Genomic DNA, 17,996 nt, shown 5'->3' with positions numbered 1-17,996 from the left:
CCATGAGCAGCTGGAAGACCTACGCGAAGGCGGCGCGCAACACCGCCCGTCGGCAGGCTCCCGACCTCGCCCGCCAGGCGCGCGACTCCACCCGCCGCAGCACGGAGCGGGCGGGCGCCTACGCGCGTGCGGCGTCGAAGGCGGCCGACGAGGGCACGCGGGAGTCCCGCGAGCACATGCGCGAGCGCGGCCGCCGCTACCGCCGTGACGCCGCCGTCTACACCGAGGCCACGCGGCGCCACCTCAAGCGCGCGCGGATCGGTCAGCGCCTGCTCTCGGCCCTGCGCGACGCGGTGATCATGGGCGCCTCGCTGGGCGTGATCTGGTTCGTGGTCACCCGCACCGGCGTGCAGATCCCCTTCACCGCGGTGCTCGCGATCGTGCTGGTGCTCATGGCGGTCCGCTTCGGCTGGGCGCTGTGGGTCGGATTCGGGCTCGCGGACGACGAGGACGAGCTGGACGAGGACGAGGCCCATCCGGACGAGAACGGGCGGTCCGACGAGCGCAGCTTCGACGCGCGCCGCCCGGAGCACCGGGAACCCGAGCCAGTGCGCGAGCGCACCCGACGGCGATGAGCCCGCGGAACCGGCGATCGACGAGGCTCGCCGGCCTGCACGCGGAGGCGGATCCCCGTCGGCCCGCCGTCCTCCCCCTCCTCACGGCACTGCTGTGCCTCGCGCTCGTGATCGCGATCGTCGGCCTCGTGGAGCATCGGCGCGGCGCGACCACCGGCGACGGCGATCTGCTGGGCGGGTCGTCCGGCGGCCCCTCCGATCCCGCGGAGGGCGTGCCGACCGCGAGCGCGCGCGTCCTGGACGGACCGTCGTCCGGGACCCGGATGAGCGACCGGCAGCGGATCACCGGGGACATCACCCCGAAGTCCGTGGTGGCCAGCGGCCACGGGCACGTGCTCGCCAACAACATGCTCTACAGCCATTCCGTCACGCTCTACGACGCGGCCGATCGCAGCCTCGCCGCGACCGTCCCAGACACCGTGGACATGTCTGCACTCGGATTCCCCCAGTACCCGGGGACCAGCACGGGCGCACCGGTCGAGGCCGCCTGGACGGCCGACGGCCGTTATGCCTACGTCTCGCAGTACCAGATGACGGGCGAGGGGCACGGCGCCTCGGGCAACGACGACTGCCGCCACGGGGACGCGACCGGCGCGAGCGCACTGCTGCGCCTGGACGTGGCGACCATGAGCTGGGACCAGGCGATCGAGGTGGGGCGGGTGCCGAAGTTCGTGGCTCTCTCCCCCGACGGGTCCCTCGCCCTGGTCTCCAACTGGTGCGACCGCACCGTCTCCGTCGTCGACCTCGAGACCGCCGAGGTCACCGCGGAGATACCCGTGGACTCCGCACCGCGCGGCATCGTCGTGCTCCCGGACAACGAGACCGCCTACGTCACCGCGATGTACGCCGACGAGCTGTTCCGTCTGGACATCCCCGCCGGCACGAGCGAGCTCGTGCGCGAGACGGGACGCAAGCCCCGCCACCTGGTCCTCTCCCCCGACGCCACCCGCATGTACCTCACGGAGGCGGGCTCGGACCGGCTCCTCGAGCTCGACACCGCGAGCGGCGAGATGCTGCGCGAGGCGCCGACGGGCCGCGAGCCCCGCTCGATGGACATCTCCCCGGACGGCACCGCGCTGTACGTCGTGAACTACTACGAGGACTCCGTCTCGAAGTTCGACGTCGACAGCTTCACAGAGGTCCAGCGCGAGAGCGTGGGCCGCAACCCTGTGGGCGTCGCCTACGAGCCGACGACCGCGAGCGTCTGGGTCGCGAATTACGCGGGCAGCATCGACGTCTTCGACGACTCGGGGCAGGGGTGACGGCGCCCCGCGCTCACAGCTTCGTCAGCGGGGCGTAGCGCAGCAGCAGGCGCTTGGTACCGTGGGGCGCCTTGAACTGGACCTCGACCTGGGTCTTCTCGTCCTGTCCGGTGACCTCGCTGACGGTGCCCATGCCGAAGGTGTCGTGGGTGACGCGGTCCCCGACGACGAGCGAGGGCATGTCCGCCGCGGACCTCGCGCCGCGGCCGGAGCCGAACGACGGGCGCGCGACGTCCCGTCGGCCGCCGCCCGCACCGCCGCTGAAGGACGGTCCGCGCGAGGAGCCGCCGCGACCGCCTCCGTAGCCGCCTCCCCCGAAGCCGCCGCTCCCGTAGCCGCCGGATCCCGCGTACCCCATGCCCGAGAGGGAGGAGCCCGCGCGCGCGACGTCGAGCACCGCCTCGGGGATCTCGTCGAGGAAGCGGCTGCCGGGGAAGAACTGCGGAGCGCCCCAGGTCGCGCGCATCTGGGCGCGCGTGAGGTAGAGCTTCTCGCGGGCGCGGGTGATGCCCACGTAGGCCAGGCGCCGCTCCTCCTCGAGCTGATCGGGGTCGGCGAGGGTGCGCTGGTGCGGGAAGGTGCCGTCCTCGAGCCCGGTGAGGAAGACGACCGGGAACTCGAGGCCCTTGGCGGTGTGCAGCGTCATCAGGGTGACGAACTGGTCCTCCTGCCCGGGGATCTGATCGGCGTCGGCCACCAGGGAGACCTTCTCGAGGAACTGATCCAGCAGCGGCGCCTCGGGGTCGTCGGTCGCCGGCAGGGCCGAGCCGTCGGAGCCGTCGCCGGGCGCGTCGGAGGCGGTGCCGCCGCCCTCCGAGCCGTCGCCCGCCGCGCCGTCGCCTGCCGTGCCGTCGACGGAGTCGTCCGCGTCGTCCTCGAACTCGCTCGCGGCGGCCGCGGCGGCCTCCATCTGGGCCTCGAACTCACTGGCCACGCCCACGAGCTCGGCAAGGTTCTCCAGCCGCGACTCGTCCTGCGGATCGTCGCTGTTCTGCAGCTCGGCGTAGTAGCCCGAGCGCTGGAGGACCTGTTCGACGAGCTCCGCCGGACCGGTCCCGCTCGCATACAGCTCCCGCAGGTCATCGAGCATCGAGACGAAGGTGCGCACCGAGTTCAGGGAGCGGGTGGCGATGCCGGGGGCCTCCTCGGCCCTGCGCAGGGCGTCGCCGAAGCTGATGCGATCCTGCTCGGCGAGCAGGGCGATCGCGGCCTCGGCCCGGTCGCCGATGCCGCGCTTGGGGACGTTGAGGATGCGGCGCAGGTTGATCTCGTCGTCGGGGTTGGCGAGCACCTGCAGGTAGGCGATCGCGTCCTTGATCTCGCGCCGCTCGTAGAAGCGGGTGCCGCCGACCACCTTGTAGGGCAGGCCCACCCGGATCAGCTGGTCCTCGAGGGCGCGGGACTGCGCGTTGGCGCGGTAGAAGATCGCGATGTCGCTCGCGCGGCGGCCGCTGTCCACGAGGGAGTCGATCTGCCGGCCGATGTAGCGGGCCTCGGCCTGCTCGTCGTCGGCGACGTAGAGGGTGATCTGCTCGCCCTCGCCCTGGTCGGTCCACAGGTTCTTCTTGCGCCGGCCCTGGTTCTCCTCGATCACCGCGTTCGCGGCGCTCAGGACGTTCTGGGTGGAGCGGTAGTTCTGCTCGAGCACGATCGTGCGGGCCGAGGGGAAGTCCTGCTCGAACTCGACGATGTTGCGGATGGTCGCCCCGCGGAAGGCGTAGATCGACTGGTCGGAGTCGCCCACCACGGTGAGGTCCGCGCGCGGGTCGTCCCCCACGAGCTCGCGCACCAGGGAGTACTGCGCATGGTTGGTGTCCTGGTACTCGTCCACGAGCACGTGGCGGAAGCGCCGACGGTAGGTCTCCCGCACGGCGGGGTTCTCGCGCAGCACCTCGACGGTGAGGCCGATGAGGTCGTCGAAGTCCACCGCGTTGGCCTGACGCAGGCGCTCGGTGTAGGCGGTGAACACCTGGGCGATGGATTTCTCGAACGGGTTCTTCGCGCTCTCCGCCTGATCGGCATAGTCGATGGGGTCGACGAGCTCGTTCTTGAGCGAGCTGATCTTCGAGGCGATCCCGCGGGGCGGGTTCTTCTTCGTGTCCAGCCCGAAGTCCTTGGCGATGTTCGTGATCAGCCGCAGCGAATCCGCCGAGTCGTAGATCGTGAAGGAGCTCTTGAGACCGGCGGCCGCATGCTCGCGGCGCAGGATCCTCACGCAGGCGGAGTGGAAGGTCGAGACCCACATGCCGCGGCCCGCGGGGCCGACGAGCTCCTCGACCCTCTCCCGCATCTCGGCGGCGGCCTTGTTCGTGAAGGTGATCGCGAGGATCTCGCCGGGCAGCGCCTCCCCCGTGCGCAGCAGATGGGCGATCCGGCGCGTGAGCACGCGGGTCTTGCCCGAGCCGGCGCCCGCGACGATCAGCAGCGGGCTGCCGCGGTGCTCGACGGCCTCGCGCTGGGGAGGGTTGAGGCCCTCGACGAGATCGGAGACATCGGGGAGGGGGCCGCGCGGAGCGGCCGACGGCGCCGCGGGCTCGGCGGCGGGGGCCCAGGCCCCCTCGGGCTCGCCCTCGTCCTCGGGCGGAGGGGCGTCGTCCTCCGGGGGCGGGGGCAGCTCGTCGTCCGACGGCGAGGCATCGGGCGCCTGGGGCGCGTCGGGCGCGTCGGGGTCCACCCGCACCCCGCTCAGGCGGCGGAAGGACTCGGGCAGGGACATGTCGTCGAACAGAGAGCTCATGGCCCGACCAGGATAGGCGGGCCGGCCGACATCCCGCGCACCGCCGGCCGCTGCTGTGGACGACCTCGCGCCCTCCCCGCATGGGAGAATCCCGGGCATGGCGCCCGATGACCCCGCTGACCACCCCGGGGACCCGTCGACCCCGCCTCCTCCTCCCCCGGGCGCGTCCTCCGCGCCGGCGTCAGCCGGGGCCGACGGCCTGCTCGCGAGTCTGCTGGGCCTCACGCGCTCCGATCGTCCCTCCCCGGTCCGCCTGGTGCTCGCCGCGTGCTCGCTCGCGCTGCTGGTGGTGCTGCTCGTCTGGCTGCTGCCGCGCGCCCTGCACCTCGACCCGGCGCAGATCCTCGATGCGCTCGCCGCAGTGCCGACGCCCGTGCTCCTCGCTGCGCTCGTGCTCGGCGTGCTCGCGGTGCTCCTCGAGGCCCTCGGGGCGCGCGCGGCGCTGCCCGGTGCGCCGGTCGGCGCGGTCGTGAGCGCGCAGGCGGCCGCCGGGGCCACCGCGCTCGCGGTGCCGGGCGGATCCCTGCTGGGGATCGCGCTCACGGGCGCGGTGCTGCGCCGGCGCGGCACGCCGATGCGCACGGTCCTCACCGGGATCGCCGCGTTCTCCGCGGCGGACCTCCTGCTGGGCGGCATCGTCATCCCGCTCGCGGCGCTCGCCTCCTACGCCGCGCTGGGCGTGCGCCACGACCTCCCGGGCACGCTCGGGGCGACGATCGTCGCGGCTCTGGGCGTCGTGCTCACCATGGCCGTGCTCGTGGTCCTCGCACATCGGCCGACGACCGTGCGGATCCTCGACGCCCTCGCCCCCACGATCCGCACCGTGCTCGCGCTCACGGGGCGCGGCGGGGACGCGCAGGACGAGGCGCAGGCGACCGCCGAGAAGCACCCTGCCGCACTCGCGCTGGAGGCGCGAGATCGCGTCGCGCGGATCCTGCGGCGGCGCTGGGCGGGGATCCTCGTCCCGATGCTCGCGGCGCGCGCGGCGCAGTGCGCCGTGCTCTGGATCGCTGCCGACGCCCTCACGAGCGGGATCGGCCCCCTCCCGCTGCTCGGGGTCTTCCTCATCGGTCGGGCCCTCTCGCTCGTTCCCGTCACGCCCGGCGGGGGCGGCATCACGGAGACGGCCGTCGCCCTGCTGCTCACTGCGCTCGGCTCCGCGCCCGCGGCGTCCGGCGCGATCGCCCTCGTGCTCGGGGGCGCGACCTGGGCCGTCCCCCTCGTCCTCGGCGGTGCGCTCGGGGCCCGGGAGCTCGTGCGCCGACGCGGATGAGCGCACAGCACGACGGCCCACGATCCTTGCGGATCGCGGGCCGTCGTGACTGGCACGCCACTGGTGGGGCGTCGGCTCAGAGGTCAGCGGGCCTCTTCACCCGTGCTCTCGGTCAGGAGCCTCTCGACCTCTTCGCGCCGGTAGCGGCGGTGGCCGCCGAGCGTGCGCAGAGGTGAGAGCTTGCCCGACTGCGCCCAACGCGTCACCGTCTTCGGGTCGACCCGGAAGAGCCGGGCGACCTCAGCGGGGGTGAGAAGTGCCGTGTAGGACGACGAGCTCTCCATCGAGTGCTGTTCAATCGTTGCAGCCATTGGGGGGGTCCCCTTTCTCTGGGTGTGTGGGGCCAAGGTTGCGCTTCCATCTTAGCGACTCGGACAGAGCCGACGACACGGACGAAAGTTCCAATACCGACTGGAAACTTTCGCGCTCCAGCGCCGGGCAGGGCCACGACCGGCACCAAAGGACGAAATTCGGACATTCATCCGGGTTTCTCACGTGCCATCCGCTATGCGTCGCTCGCGCTCGCGACAGCACGCGCGCGGGCAGGCCGCAGGCCGATCGCTCCCCGCCGTGAGGATCCGGACACGTCCGCGCCCCGGAGGGCGGCGTCGACGGCGTCCGGCCGACCGCCATCCCCCGCCCCACCAGCGCCCGGATCGGGGCCCGCCGCACGCTCGCGCGCGGGGTTCGGCGTTGCTCACACCTGCCCCGCCGGCTGGCTGGTGCACATGGTTCCGATGTAGGATCAGGTTCCGAAACATTGCCATCGTCCGGGCTCGCGCGCCCGCCAGCCGACGCACAGGGGGTCAGATCCATGGGTCGTGGCCGACAGAAAGCCAAGCAGACCAAGGTGGCACGGGACCTCAAGTACTACAGCCCGCCGACGGACCTCTCCGCCCTCCAGCGCGAGCTCCAGTCCCATCGTTCGGCCGACACCGAGTACGAGGCGCCCGAGAGCGACACCGACGACGCCGATTGGGCGGAGGACGGACCGGCCTCCACGGCCTCCCGCCGCCGCTGAGCCCCGCTCGGCAGATGCATACCCTGTGAAGAGGGCGACCCCGATGGGGTCGCCCTCTTCACGTGCACGGGAGTTCGTCCGCTCGGGATCGACCCTTCAGGCGGATCGACCGCTCAGGACCAGCCCTCGTGCATGCCGGTCAGCAGCACGCCTCCCCCGTCGACGCCCTTCGCGCCGGAGACGAGGACGTCCTGGCCCGTGGGCCGCGGAGCCTCCTCGCCCGCGACGACCTCCCCGATCACGCGGGAGGGCAGACCCCGGGACTCGAGGAGGCCGATGGCGGCGTCGGCCTTCTCGGGCGCGACGGCCGCGACCATGCCGATGCCCATGTTCAGCGTGGCCTCGAGATCGTGCAGGGGAACTCCGCCCCAGGTGCTCACGCGCTCGAAGATCGCTCCGGGCCGCCAGGATCCGCGGTCCACGACGGCGGTCATGCCCTCGGGAAGCACGCGCGCGAGGTTCGCGGCGAGCCCGCCGCCGGTGACGTGGCTGAGCGCGTGCACGCCCGCGCCGGCCGCGTCGTCGAGGAGCGCCAGCAGGTCCCCGGTATAGATGCGGGTGGGCTCGAGCAGCTCCGCGCCGAGCGTGCGGCCGAGCTCGGGGATCTCGGCGTCGAGTCCCAGCCCCGCGGCCTCGATGACCGCGCGCACGAGCGAGTAGCCGTTGGAGTGCAGGCCCGAGGAGTCCATGCCGATGATCCGGTCGCCGAGGCGCACGCGGTGCGCACCGAGCATCGCCGACGCCTCGACGACGCCCACGGCGGCACCCGCCACGTCGTAGTCCTCGGGAGCCATCAGGCCGGGGTGCTCGGCGGTCTCCCCGCCCACGAGCGCGCAGCCGGCCAGGCGGCAGCCCTCGGCGATGCCGCGGACGATGTCGGCGATCCGCTCGGGCACGACCTTCCCGCAGGCGATGTAGTCGGTCATGGCCAGTGGCCTCGCCCCGACCACGACGATGTCGTCGACGACCATGCCCACGAGGTCCTGGCCGATGGTGTCGTGCACGTCGAGGGCCCTGGCGATCGCGATCTTCGTGCCCACGCCGTCGGTGGACGACGCGAGCAGCGGACGCTCGTAGGCCTTGAGGGCGCTGACGTCGACGAGACCGGCGAAGGCGCCCACGCCTCCGAGCACCTCGGAGCCGTGGGTCGCGGAGACGGCGGCCTTCATGAGCTCGACGGCCTTGTCCCCCGCGGCGGTGTCGACGCCCGCCTCGGCGTAGGTGAGCGCGGGGGTTTCGGGAGTGGTCGTCATGCGGATGCGGTCTCCTGGGAGGTGGCGGCCGGGACGGGACGATCGGCCGGGGTGGTGGCTGCGTGGGGCGCAGGGGCTGCGGATGCGGGGACGGGCGTCGGGGCGGGAGCGGCCGACGAGCTCGCTCGCCCGCCGCGCTGCTCGCTGCGGCGCGCCTCGAGCACGCTCTTGCCGAGCGCCGAGGGGTCGGGGAGCGGCACCGGGTACTGGCCGCTGAAGCACGCGGTGCACAGGGCCGATCGGGGCTGCTCGGTCGCGGCGATCATGCCGTCCTCGGAGATGAAGCCGAGGGAGTCGGCGCCCAGGGAGCGGGCGATCTCGGGGACGTCGAGCCCGTTGGCGATGAGCTCGGCGCGGGTCGCGAAGTCGATGCCGTAGTAGCAGGGCCACTGCACGGGCGGCGAGGAGATGCGCACGTGCACCTCGGCCGCACCGGCCTCCCGCAGCATCCGCACGACCTGGCGCTGGGTGTTGCCGCGCACGATCGAGTCGTCGATCACCACCAGGCGCTTGCCGGCGATGACCTCCTTCAGCGGGTTGAGCTTGAGGCGGATGCCGAGCTGGCGGATGGTCTGGCTGGGCTGGATGAAGGTGCGGCCCACGTACGAGTTCTTCACCATCCCCTGCCCGTAGGGGATGCCGGACTCCTGGGCGTATCCGATCGCGGCCGGTGTGCCCGACTCCGGGGTGGGGATCACGAGGTCCGCCTCGACCGGATGCTCGCGGGCGAGCCGGCGCCCCATCTCCACGCGCGAGGCGTTGACGCTGCGGCCCGCGATCTCGGTGTCGGGGCGCGCGAGGTAGACGTACTCGAAGACGCAGCCCTCGGGGTGGGGCTCGAGCACCTGCTCGCTGCGCAGGCCCTGCGCGTCGATGGTGATCATCTCGCCGGGGGCGACCTCGCGCACGAAGCTCGCCCCGCAGATGTCCAGGGCGGCGGTCTCGGAGGCCACCACCCAGCCGCGCTCGAGACGGCCCAGCACCAGCGGCCGGATGCCCTGCGGGTCGCGCGCCGCGTACAGCGTGGTCTCGTCCATGAGGGTGAAGCAGTAGGCGCCGCGCAGGTGCGGCATCAGGCCCCTCAGCGCCTCGCCGAGCGGGGCGTCGGTGTCCAGGAGGGCCGTGACCAGCGCCGTGTCGGTCGTGTTGCCGCGCGAGATCTCGCCCTTGCCCGGCCCGACGTCCCCGTGGCGCTCGCGCAGCATCTCCACGAGCTCACCGGTGTTCACGAGGTTGCCGTTGTGGGCGAGGGCGACGGTGCCGTCGGGCCGCGGGCCGAGGGTGGGCTGGGCGTTGGACCAGATCGAGCCGCCGGTCGTCGAGTAGCGGGCGTGCCCGATGGCGATGTGCCCGGTCAGCGAGCTCAGCGCGGACTCGTCGAAGACCTGGGAGACCAGGCCCATGTCCTTGTAGACGAGGATCTGCTCCCCGTCGCTCGCAGCGATGCCCGCGGCCTCCTGCCCTCGGTGCTGCAGGGCGTAGAGACCGTAGTAGGTCAGTTTGGCGACCTCCTCGCCGGGGGCGAAGACGCCGAAGACGCCGCAGGAGTCCTGGGGCCCCTTCTCACCGGGGAGCAGATCGTGCGAGAGCATTCCGTCGCCGCGTGCCACGGGCCCATCATCGCATATGCGTCGGGCCCGACCGTCGGCCGTCCGGGAGCGTCCAGCGGGCCGCTCCCCCGCCCGTTCAGCGGGGCCGACGACGCTCCGAGCGGTGGGCCACGGCGTCGACGATCGCGGCGATGAGCGCGAGCGGGAGGCCCACGAACACACCGCCGGTGACGGCGAAGTAGAGGATGCCGCCGACGTCGCTCACACCGGTGACGAACGCGGTGACCGCCCCGGCCACGAGACCCACGAGGATCCCGAGGGTCACCCAGAAGGCCAGCGTGGGCACGCGGCGCCGCCGCACGTAGACGGCCGTGGTCTCGGGCGCTCGCGCTGGATCTGGCGCCGGCGCGGGCTCCGTCGCCGGCGCGGGAGCGTCCTCGGGCGACGGGTGCTGGGGCATGGTCGGCTCGGCGGCGGGCGCCGGCTCGTCATGGTGCTCGGGCGAGGACTCGGGCTCGCGGCGGCGCTCGGGGGCGGAGTCGGGCGTGGGCTGGGAGGTCACAGTTCTCCTGCGGCGTCGACCGCGGCCTGGACGACCGCGGGATCGGTGATGGTGCGTCCGTCGTCCGCGGGGCGGCGGGCGGAGAGGTGGATGTCGGGCACTGCGGCCCGGGAGGCGAGCTCGGGGATGTCGATCGGGCGGATGCCCGCGCCGGCGCACACGTCCAGGAGCCCGTCGGCCGCTCGTACCATCCGGGCCAGGCACGCCGTGCCCTGCGGGGCGCTCGCGGCCCCTCCGGAGCTCAGCACGCGGTGGAAGCCGAGACCCAGGAGCGTGAGCACCGCCTCTTCGCGCGCGTCGTCGTCCACGAGGGCGTCGACGGCGCGATGGCAGGTGAGGACCACGCCGCGCAGCGCCTCGGACCCCGCGCGCAGGGCGCCGTCCCGCAGGGCCTCGAGGGCGGGGACGTCGAGCGTGCGCTGCGGTGTGAGGGCGCCGAGGACGACGCCGTCCGCGCCGGCGGCGACCGCGTCCGCGGCCTGCCGGGCCATCCGGGCGATCTCGTCCTCGTCGAAGACGAACTCGTCGGGAGCCGTGCGCAGGTCGCCCTCGCCGGCCCGGCAGCGCACCAGCACGTGCACGCCGAAGTGGGGCTTGGCATCGCGCGCCTCGCGCAGCCGTGCGGCCTCGGCGACGCAGGCCTCCACGAGGGAGAGGTCCGGGGTGAGGCCTCCGCGCGAGAGGTCCTCGCAGAGCTCCACGCGGTCCGCGCCGGCGAGCGCGGCGGTCCGCAGACCCTCGAGGTCCTGGACGGCGATCTCGACCGCGAGGCTCATCGTGCCTCCTCCGTCCGCGCGTCGTCCGTCCGCCCCTCGGCCATCGGGCCTCGGTCCGACGTCCCGTCGGCCGATCCCCTGTCCGGCGTCCCTGCGGGCTCGGCCGCTGCGTGCGCCTCCCGTGCGCGGCGCGCGACACGGCGCGGGCCGGGCAGCGGCAGCAGATCGGTGAGGTCCGAGCGTTCGCCGCTCGCGCTCACGCTCCCGCTCGCCAGTGCTTCCTCCCAGGCGAGGTCGCCGACGGCGAGGGACAGCCAGGTCGCGGCGTCGGTCTCGACGATCGCCGGGGGCGTGCCGCGGGTATGGCGCACCCCGGCGATCGCCTGGACGGCGCCGAAGGGCGGGACCCGCAGCTCCACGGAGTTGCCGGGCTGCTCCTCGGCGACCAGCTCGAGGGTGTGGCGCACGGCGGGCGCGAGGATCGTCCGGGTCGCGGCGCCGGGGTCGAGGGCCCACGCGGCCAGGGCGCGGTCGCCGGCCGCGGGGTCGGTGCGTCGGCGGATCGTCATGGGCGTGCGGTCATGCTCGGGCGCCTCAGCTGCTCGGGAGCAGATCGTGCACGGTGATGGTGTCCTCGCGGTCAGGGCCCACGCCGATGGCGCTGATCCGGCAGCCGGCGAGCTCCTCGAGGCGGGCGACGTAGGCGCGCGCGTTCTCCGGGAGCTCCTCGAGGGTGCGGCATCCCGAGATGTCCTCGGTCCACCCGGGCAGCGTCTCGTAGACGGGCACCGCGTGGTGGAAGTCGGTCTGGGTCATGGGCATCTCGCGGTGGATCACGCCGTCCACGTCGTAGGCGGTGCAGATCGGCACCTCCTCGATGCCTGTGAGCACGTCGAGCTTGGTGAGCACGATGTCGGTGAAGCCGTTGATGCGCTGGGCGTGACGGATCATGAGCGCGTCGTACCAGCCGCAGCGCCGAGGGCGACCGGTGTTCACGCCCACCTCGCCGCCGGTGGTCTGGAGGTACTCGCCCCACTTGTCCTCGAGCTCCGTCGGGAAGGGGCCCGCGCCGACGCGCGTCGTGTAGGCCTTCACGATCCCGATCACGCGGTCGATGCGGGTGGGGCCGATGCCGGCGCCGATGCAGGCGCCTCCCGCGGTCGGGTTCGAGCTGGTGACGAACGGGTAGGTGCCGTGGTCGACGTCCAGGTACGTGGCCTGGCCGCCCTCCATGAGCACGACCTCGTCGCGATCCAGGGCGGTGTTCAGCAGCTCGACGGTGTCCACGACCATCGGACGCAGGCGCTCCGCGTAGGAGAGCAGCCCCTCGACGATCTCGTCGACCTCGACGGCGCGGCGGTTGTAGAGCTTCACGAGCAGCTCGTTCTTCTGCCGCAGGGCGCCCTCGACCTTCTGGCGCAGGATGGACTCGTCGAAGAGGTCCTGGACGCGGATCCCCAGACGCCCCACCTTGTCCATGTAGGCCGGGCCGATCCCGCGGCCCGTGGTGCCGATCGCGCGCTTGCCCAGGAAGCGCTCGGTGACCTTGTCGAGCGTCTGGTGGTACGGGGCGACGACGTGCGCGTTCGCGCTGATGCGCAGACGGGCCGTGTCCACGCCGCGGCTGTCGAGCGTCGCGATCTCCTCGAAGAGCGCCTCGAGGTTCACCACCACGCCGTTGCCGATCACGGGCGTGACCTGTGGGGAGAGGATGCCGGCGGGAAGGAGCTTGAGCTCGAACTTCTCGCCGTGGACGACCACGGTGTGCCCGGCGTTGTTGCCGCCGTTGGGCTTGACCACGTAGTCGACGCGCTCACCGAGCAGGTCGGTGGCCTTCCCCTTCCCCTCGTCCCCCCATTGGGCTCCGACGATCACGACGGCCGGCATGGCAGCTCCTGCAGCGGGTGGGACGGTGGATGGACCTCGGAGAGTCTAGCAATCGGCGCCTGGGTCCCCGGGCCCACCGGGGACTCAGCCCAGCAGGCTCGGATCGGCGTCCTGGACGAAGTCGCGGATGCGCTCGGCCTCCTCGCGCTCTCCGATGCGGCCGGCGGACTCGCCGAGCAGCGCGAGCGCCTTGAGGAAGCCGCGGTTCGGGGCGTGGGAGGCGGGGATAGGTCCCTGGCCCTTCCAGCCGGCGCGCCGCAGGGCGTCCAGCCCGCGGTGGTACCCGGTGCGGGCGTAGGCGTAGGCGGCGACCGGGTCCTCGGACTCGAGCGCCTCCTGGGCGAGCTCGGCCCAGGCGAGCGAGGAGGCGGGGTAGCGGGCGGCGAGCTCGCGGGCGTCGGCCCCGTCGGCGAGCGCGGACGCGACGGCGGTGTCCGGGTGGTCCTCGGGCAGGTAGGTCGGGGGGATGCCCAGCAGGTTCTCGGCCCCGATCGGGCGGGAGGTCTCGTTCATGGATCCATCGTATGCGGGAGGGGCCGGCCGACGGGGAGCGCCGGGACGCCGCGCACGGGGCCGGACGGGCCCGGAGGGGCCCTGGACGGCCGCGAACCTCTCAAGGAGTGTGTGCTCGCGCACGGCACCTGGTAGAAACAGGGTCATGGATCGAACATCCGACGGGTCCGAGCTGCTCACGGGACCCGGCGCCGGAGGCCTGCTGCGCTCGGCAGTGGGCAATGCCGGCGGCGTGCTGCGCACGTGGGAGCTCGATCACGTCGACCACCGGCCCGGCCGCTCGACGAAGGCCCTCTACCGCACCACGGTCTCCTGGCCGGAGATCGACGGCGCGCAGGCGCCCGCGCGCGAGGAGCTGTTCGGCGCGAGCGCCCACGTGGGCGAGCAGGAGAAGGACCTCCTGGACGCAGAGAACTCCATGGTGATGACCGACGGCGACATCAACGTGCGCGTCTGGCGCTACCCCCACGACCCGTGGCTGCCGATGCTCCCGAAGGTCTGCTACCCGGACGTCGTGGGCCGCACCCTCGTGGACATGGGCGTGCCGCTGATGCCGGGCACCGCCGAGCACGTCCCGATCGAGGTCATCTCGTATCGCCCGGGCCGACGCGCCGTGCTGCGCGCGCAGCTGCCCGATCGCGGCCTGTACCTCAAGGTCATGCAGCCGCGCCGCTCCGGCGAGATCGTCGAGCGCCACCGCCATCTGCTCGCCGCGGGCGTGCCCGTGCCGCGCGTGATCGCGCATCGCGAGGGTCTTGTCGTGCTCGAGGAGCTGCCGGGCATGCCGCTCTCGCGGGCCATCCTCGACCAGGGCGTCGACGCCTGCCGCGCCGAGGACCTGGTGGCGATGCTCGACCGCCTCCCCGCCTCTCTCTTCCCCCTGCCCATGCGGCCGCCGTGGACGGATTCGATCGAGTTCTACGCCGGGATCGTGAGCTCCTCGCTGCCGTCGCTGGGCCCGCGCGTCGACGCCCTCGTGCGCGAGATCCGCGAGGGCCTCGCGGCCGTCGGCCGACGTCAGGACCTCTCCGCCCACGACGTCGTCCACGGCGACTTCTACGAGGCGCAGGTGTTCGTCGACGGCGGCGAGGTGGTCGGCGTCCTGGACATCGACACGGTGGGCCCGGGACGCCGGGCCGACGACCTGGCGTGCCTGCTCGCCCACCTCAGCGTCCTCGCCGACGAGGGCAGCACCCGGCGCATCGACCCCGCCGTGCAGCAGCGCGTGCTCACGGCGATCGACGCCTGGCAGGAGGTGTTCACGCGCCGCGTGGATCCCACCGAGCTCGCCCTGCGCAGCGCGGGCGTCGTGCTCTCCCTCGCCACGGGCCCTCACCGGCAGCAGGAGGCCGCCTGGCAGGCCGCGACCGAGGCGATCGTGCGGATCGCGGAGCGCTGGGTCGAGGCCGCCCGCACCGCCGAGTCCGAGCGCATCGCCGCGCAGCAGGCGGGGCCGACGGGCTCGGGCGCGCCTGGAGCGCCGGCTCCGGCTCCTACACAGGGAGGGCACCCCTCACCGCGCACTCCCCCGCAGCAGACCCCGCCGCCACAGACACCCCCGGCGCAGGCCGCGCCGCCGTCGGGCACCCCGGACGGCTCGCCTCCGGCGCCGCGGGGCGGGGCGGCTCCACAGGCACCGATCCCCGGCGACGACTCCCCCACCCTCGAGCGGCGCATCCCCCCGGGTCTGGGCGGCTGAGGCCGCGGGGCCGCACGGAGGTGCGGTGCACCAGCTTCGACGTCGAACCCACGGCCCGCGCCGCCCACGTCGGGCCCGATACCCTCGCAGCATGCGAGCAGTGCTGCAGAGGGTCGACGGCGCGAGCGTCGAGGTGGAGGGTCCCGAGGGACGCGAGATGACGGGTGCCGTCGCGGGCGAGGGGCTGCTCGCCCTGGTCGGCGTCACCCACGGGGACGGGCCCGAGCAGGTCGCCGTGCTCGCCCGGAAGATCTGCGAGCTGCGGATCCTCGACGGCGAGCGCTCGGTGCTCGACGCGGGCGCACAGGTGCTCGTGGTCTCCCAGTTCACGCTCTATGGCGACGCCCGCAAGGGACGCCGGCCGTCCTGGTCGAAGGCCGCTCCCGGCGAGGTCGCCGAGCCACTCGTCGACGACCTCGTGGCGGAGATCCGCGCGCGCGGCATCGAGGTCTCGACCGGCCGCTTCGGCGCGCACATGCGGGTCTCGCTCACGAACGACGGCCCCTTCACGGTCCTCCTCGAGGCCTGAGAGCCGGCCCGTCGGCCGGGCGGGGACGGCGTGGTCGGCACGGCGGCGTCGGTCCGTCGGCCGGAGAGGGACGGCGTCGGCCCAGGGTCAGCGCACCATCGGCGGCGCCGGCTCCCCGGCCACGGACTCCTGCGTCTCGCCGGCCTCGCCCGCACCGAGCGGAGCGATCGCCGAGAGGCCGTCGTTCTCGTGGCTGAGCTGCAGGAACGCCAGGTGCGCCTCATAGCAGTCGAGGACGTCGCCGATCACCTGCTGCTCGTTCATGCCCATGAGGTCGTAGCCCGCGGAGCCGGTCTGGGAGAACACCTCGAGCCGCCAGTAGCGCTGCTCGCCGCGGGAGGCCTTCGACCCGATCTGCGGCACCGGGGCCTGCACCGACGCAGCGCGGTAGAGGAAGTCGCGCTCCTGGCCCATCGGGACTGTGAGCACGAACTCGTCGACCCCGGTGAGGGGCTCCTCGGTGCGCGAGACCTCCGCCTCGGTGCCGGAGGAGCGGAACTCGGCGGCGACCTCCTCGAGGGCGGGGCCGACGACCGTGTCCGCGAAGGCCGCGACCTGGTCCCTGCCGGGATAGGTGCGGATCGACGCCATCCGCTGTCGCCACGAACGACCGGAGCCCGAACGGCGCTGGCCGGCCGAGCGCAGCCGCGCCCAGCCCGCGCGCTCGGCGGCCTCCATGCGCAGCACCTTGGTGAAGGAGAACATCACCAGGTAGGCGATGATCGTCACCGGCAGCGCGAAGATCAGCGTCGCGTACTCCATCGTGGTGACGCCGCCGGCGATGAGCATCGCGACCGTGAGCACGGCCGTGAGCACCGCCCAGTAGATGCGTAGCCACTTCGGCCCGTCCTCGCCGGGATCACGGATGCTCGAGGAGAAGTTCGACATGACCATCGCCCCCGAGTTCGCGCTGGTCAGGTAGAACAGCAGGCCGGAGAGGGTCGCGAGCCCGATGAGGAAGGCGGCGCCGGGGAACATCTCCAGCAGGGCGTACCAGCCCTCCTCGGGACTCGACATCGCGAGCTTCCCGAAGGCGTCGTTGCCGTCGAGCACCTCGGCCATCGCGGAGTTGCCGAATACCGAGACGATGAGGAGGTCGCACAGCACCGGGGCGGTGATCGCGGCGATCACGAACTCGCGCAGGGTCCTACCGCGCGAGATGCGCGCGAGGAACAGGCCCACGAACGGCCCCCACGCGAGCCAGAACGCCCAGAAGAACAGGGTCCATCCGGCCATCCAGTCCGAACCGCCGGGCTCGTAGGCCATGGTCTCCATGGTGCGGCCCGGCAGGCTGGTGACGAAGCGGCCGATGTTCTCGACGATCGCGGAGAGCAGGAACGCGGTGCGGCCGGTGACGATGATGTAGAGCAGCATCGCGCCGGCGACCCAGATGTTCAGCTCCGAGATCAGGCGGATGCCCTTGTCCACGCCCGAGGTGCAGGCGGCGATCGTCATCACCACGGCGATCGCGACGAGCGCGATCTGGACGGCGAGCCCGGAGGGCAGGCCCAGCAGGTGCTCGAGGCCGATGTTCAGCAGGACCACGCCGATGCCCATCGAGGTGGCGACCCCGAAGACGGTGCCCACGAGGGTGACGATGTCGATCACGTGGCCGGTGGCGCCGCGCACGCGCTTGCCGAAGAGCGGGTAGAGGACCGCGCGGATGCTCAGCGGCATCCCCCACCGGTAGGCGAAGTAGCCCATGGCCATGCCCAGCAGGGAGTACATCGACCAGCCGGCGACCCCGTAGTGGAAGATCGTCCAGACCACCGCGTCGCGGGCGGCCTCGGCGCTCTCGGCCTCGAGGGTCGGCGGCGCGTAGTACTGGGTGACCGGGCCGGTCACCGAGAAGAACAGCATGTCGATGCCGACGCCCGCGGCGAACAGCATGGCGACCCACGTGAACAGGCTGTACTGCGGGCGCGAGTGGTCGGGGCCGAGTCGCACGGTGCCCTGCTTCGACAGCGCCACCCAGATCACGAAGCCGATCACGACCGTCACGGTGAGCACGTAGAACCAGCCCAGGTTCGTCGAGATCCAGCCGACGGTCCCCTCGAGCACGCTCTGGGCGCCGCCAGGCCTGACGATCGCCCACAGGGAGAAGGCGAGGATCACGGCGGAGGAGACACCGAGGACGATCCGGTTCACGCGGATGCCGCCGGAGGGCTCGAGGTCCGACTGACCGCGGTGCATCTCCTCGCTCGTCGAGGGCGGGCGCTTCTCCTGGCGCGCGGCCTCGGCTGCCCGCCGCTCGGAAGCCCGCCGCTCGGCGGCGGCCCGGGTCGGGGCGCCGGGTTCGAGATGCTGGTCGTCGGCTTCGTGCACGCGGTCCTCCGCTTCGTCGGGTGTCCTGGGCGGGCACCCGGTGTGCGGTCGGCGCGTTGGGGCCGGTCGGGCACGGGGGACGTGCGCGACGCGG

General features: G+C 72.9%; 16 protein-coding genes. 6 read left to right on the top strand and 10 right to left on the bottom strand.

All coding sequences use genetic code 11. The features are described 5' to 3' along the window. Positions 1 to 2: 2 nt before the first annotated feature. On the top strand, positions 3 to 575 hold the full coding sequence (locus tag M4486_RS19115) for a hypothetical protein (protein WP_249478899.1): 573 nt from the start codon (positions 3 to 5) through the stop codon (positions 573 to 575). Continuing rightward, positions 572 to 1,837: a YncE family protein gene (locus M4486_RS19110; RefSeq protein WP_249478898.1), complete on the top strand. Its 1,266-nt coding sequence runs from the start codon at positions 572 to 574 to the stop codon at positions 1,835 to 1,837. Before M4486_RS19115 ends, M4486_RS19110 begins: the two co-directional genes overlap by 4 nt. Positions 1,838 to 1,850: 13 nt before the next feature. Here M4486_RS19110 and M4486_RS19105 read toward each other — a convergent pair whose 3' ends face one another. Continuing rightward, a complete protein-coding gene (locus M4486_RS19105; protein ID WP_249478897.1) occupies positions 1,851 to 4,574 on the bottom strand; it encodes a UvrD-helicase domain-containing protein in 2,724 nt (907 codons plus the stop codon). Positions 4,575 to 4,671: 97 nt separating this feature from the next. Between M4486_RS19105 and M4486_RS19100 the strand changes: the two genes are divergently transcribed. Further along, entirely contained in the window at positions 4,672 to 5,847 is a 1,176-nt protein-coding gene (locus M4486_RS19100) for a lysylphosphatidylglycerol synthase transmembrane domain-containing protein (protein WP_249478896.1), read from the top strand. Between the two features lie 83 nt (positions 5,848 to 5,930). On the opposite strand, the gene M4486_RS19095 is transcribed toward M4486_RS19100, so the two are convergent. Next, complete coding sequence (locus M4486_RS19095) at positions 5,931 to 6,131, bottom strand: BldC family transcriptional regulator (protein ID WP_152352009.1); 201 nt, start codon at positions 6,129 to 6,131, stop codon at positions 5,931 to 5,933. Between the two features lie 530 nt (positions 6,132 to 6,661). Between M4486_RS19095 and M4486_RS19090 the strand changes: the two genes are divergently transcribed. Next, positions 6,662 to 6,868 carry a DUF3073 domain-containing protein gene (locus tag M4486_RS19090; protein WP_152351705.1) on the top strand — a complete coding sequence of 69 codons (207 nt, stop codon included), beginning with the start codon at positions 6,662 to 6,664 and terminating at the stop codon, positions 6,866 to 6,868. Between the two features lie 113 nt (positions 6,869 to 6,981). Here the strand turns inward: M4486_RS19090 and purM are convergent, their stop codons facing one another. The 7 genes from purM to M4486_RS19055 form a co-directional block, all read right to left on the bottom strand. After that, positions 6,982 to 8,121, bottom strand: coding sequence for a phosphoribosylformylglycinamidine cyclo-ligase (gene purM, locus M4486_RS19085; protein WP_249478895.1), 1,140 nt, complete (start codon positions 8,119 to 8,121; stop codon positions 6,982 to 6,984). Next, the gene (purF, locus tag M4486_RS19080) at positions 8,118 to 9,731 is read right to left on the bottom strand and encodes an amidophosphoribosyltransferase (protein WP_249478894.1); all 1,614 of its coding nucleotides are present in this window, start codon (positions 9,729 to 9,731) and stop codon (positions 8,118 to 8,120) included. Before purF ends, purM begins: the two co-directional genes overlap by 4 nt. A gap of 76 nt (positions 9,732 to 9,807) precedes the next feature. Next, the gene (locus M4486_RS19075; RefSeq protein ID WP_249478893.1) at positions 9,808 to 10,233 is read right to left on the bottom strand and encodes a Bax inhibitor 1 family protein; all 426 of its coding nucleotides are present in this window, start codon (positions 10,231 to 10,233) and stop codon (positions 9,808 to 9,810) included. Continuing rightward, on the bottom strand, positions 10,230 to 11,009 hold the full coding sequence (locus M4486_RS19070) for a copper homeostasis protein CutC (RefSeq protein WP_249478892.1): 780 nt from the start codon (positions 11,007 to 11,009) through the stop codon (positions 10,230 to 10,232). Before M4486_RS19070 ends, M4486_RS19075 begins: the two co-directional genes overlap by 4 nt. Further along, positions 11,006 to 11,518 (bottom strand): sterol carrier family protein, encoded by a 513-nt coding sequence (locus M4486_RS19065; RefSeq protein WP_346731758.1) that lies wholly within the window; start codon positions 11,516 to 11,518, stop codon positions 11,006 to 11,008. Before M4486_RS19065 ends, M4486_RS19070 begins: the two co-directional genes overlap by 4 nt. 25 nt (positions 11,519 to 11,543) lie before the next feature. After that, entirely contained in the window at positions 11,544 to 12,836 is a 1,293-nt protein-coding gene (locus M4486_RS19060; protein WP_249478891.1) for an adenylosuccinate synthase, read from the bottom strand. A gap of 84 nt (positions 12,837 to 12,920) precedes the next feature. Then, positions 12,921 to 13,349 carry a DUF3151 domain-containing protein gene (locus M4486_RS19055; RefSeq protein WP_152351699.1) on the bottom strand — a complete coding sequence of 143 codons (429 nt, stop codon included), beginning with the start codon at positions 13,347 to 13,349 and terminating at the stop codon, positions 12,921 to 12,923. A gap of 145 nt (positions 13,350 to 13,494) precedes the next feature. Here M4486_RS19055 and M4486_RS19050 point away from each other — a divergent pair, with 145 nt between their 5' ends. Next, a complete protein-coding gene (locus M4486_RS19050) occupies positions 13,495 to 15,048 on the top strand; it encodes a phosphotransferase (protein WP_249478890.1) in 1,554 nt (517 codons plus the stop codon). 91 nt (positions 15,049 to 15,139) lie between these two features. After that, positions 15,140 to 15,577: a D-aminoacyl-tRNA deacylase gene (gene dtd, locus M4486_RS19045; protein ID WP_249478889.1), complete on the top strand. Its 438-nt coding sequence runs from the start codon at positions 15,140 to 15,142 to the stop codon at positions 15,575 to 15,577. Positions 15,578 to 15,664: 87 nt separating this feature from the next. On the opposite strand, the gene betT is transcribed toward dtd, so the two are convergent. After that, positions 15,665 to 17,902, bottom strand: a complete 2,238-nt coding sequence (gene betT, locus M4486_RS19040) for a choline BCCT transporter BetT (RefSeq protein ID WP_249478888.1) — start codon at positions 17,900 to 17,902, stop codon at positions 15,665 to 15,667. Between the last annotated feature and the right edge of the window lie 94 nt (positions 17,903 to 17,996).

The sequence above is a fragment of the Brachybacterium kimchii genome (genome assembly GCF_023373525.1).
Taxonomy (GTDB): domain Bacteria; phylum Actinomycetota; class Actinomycetes; order Actinomycetales; family Dermabacteraceae; genus Brachybacterium; species Brachybacterium kimchii.
The sequence above is the reverse complement of the archived record's forward strand: the minus strand, read 5'-3'. Positions and strand labels throughout refer to the sequence as shown.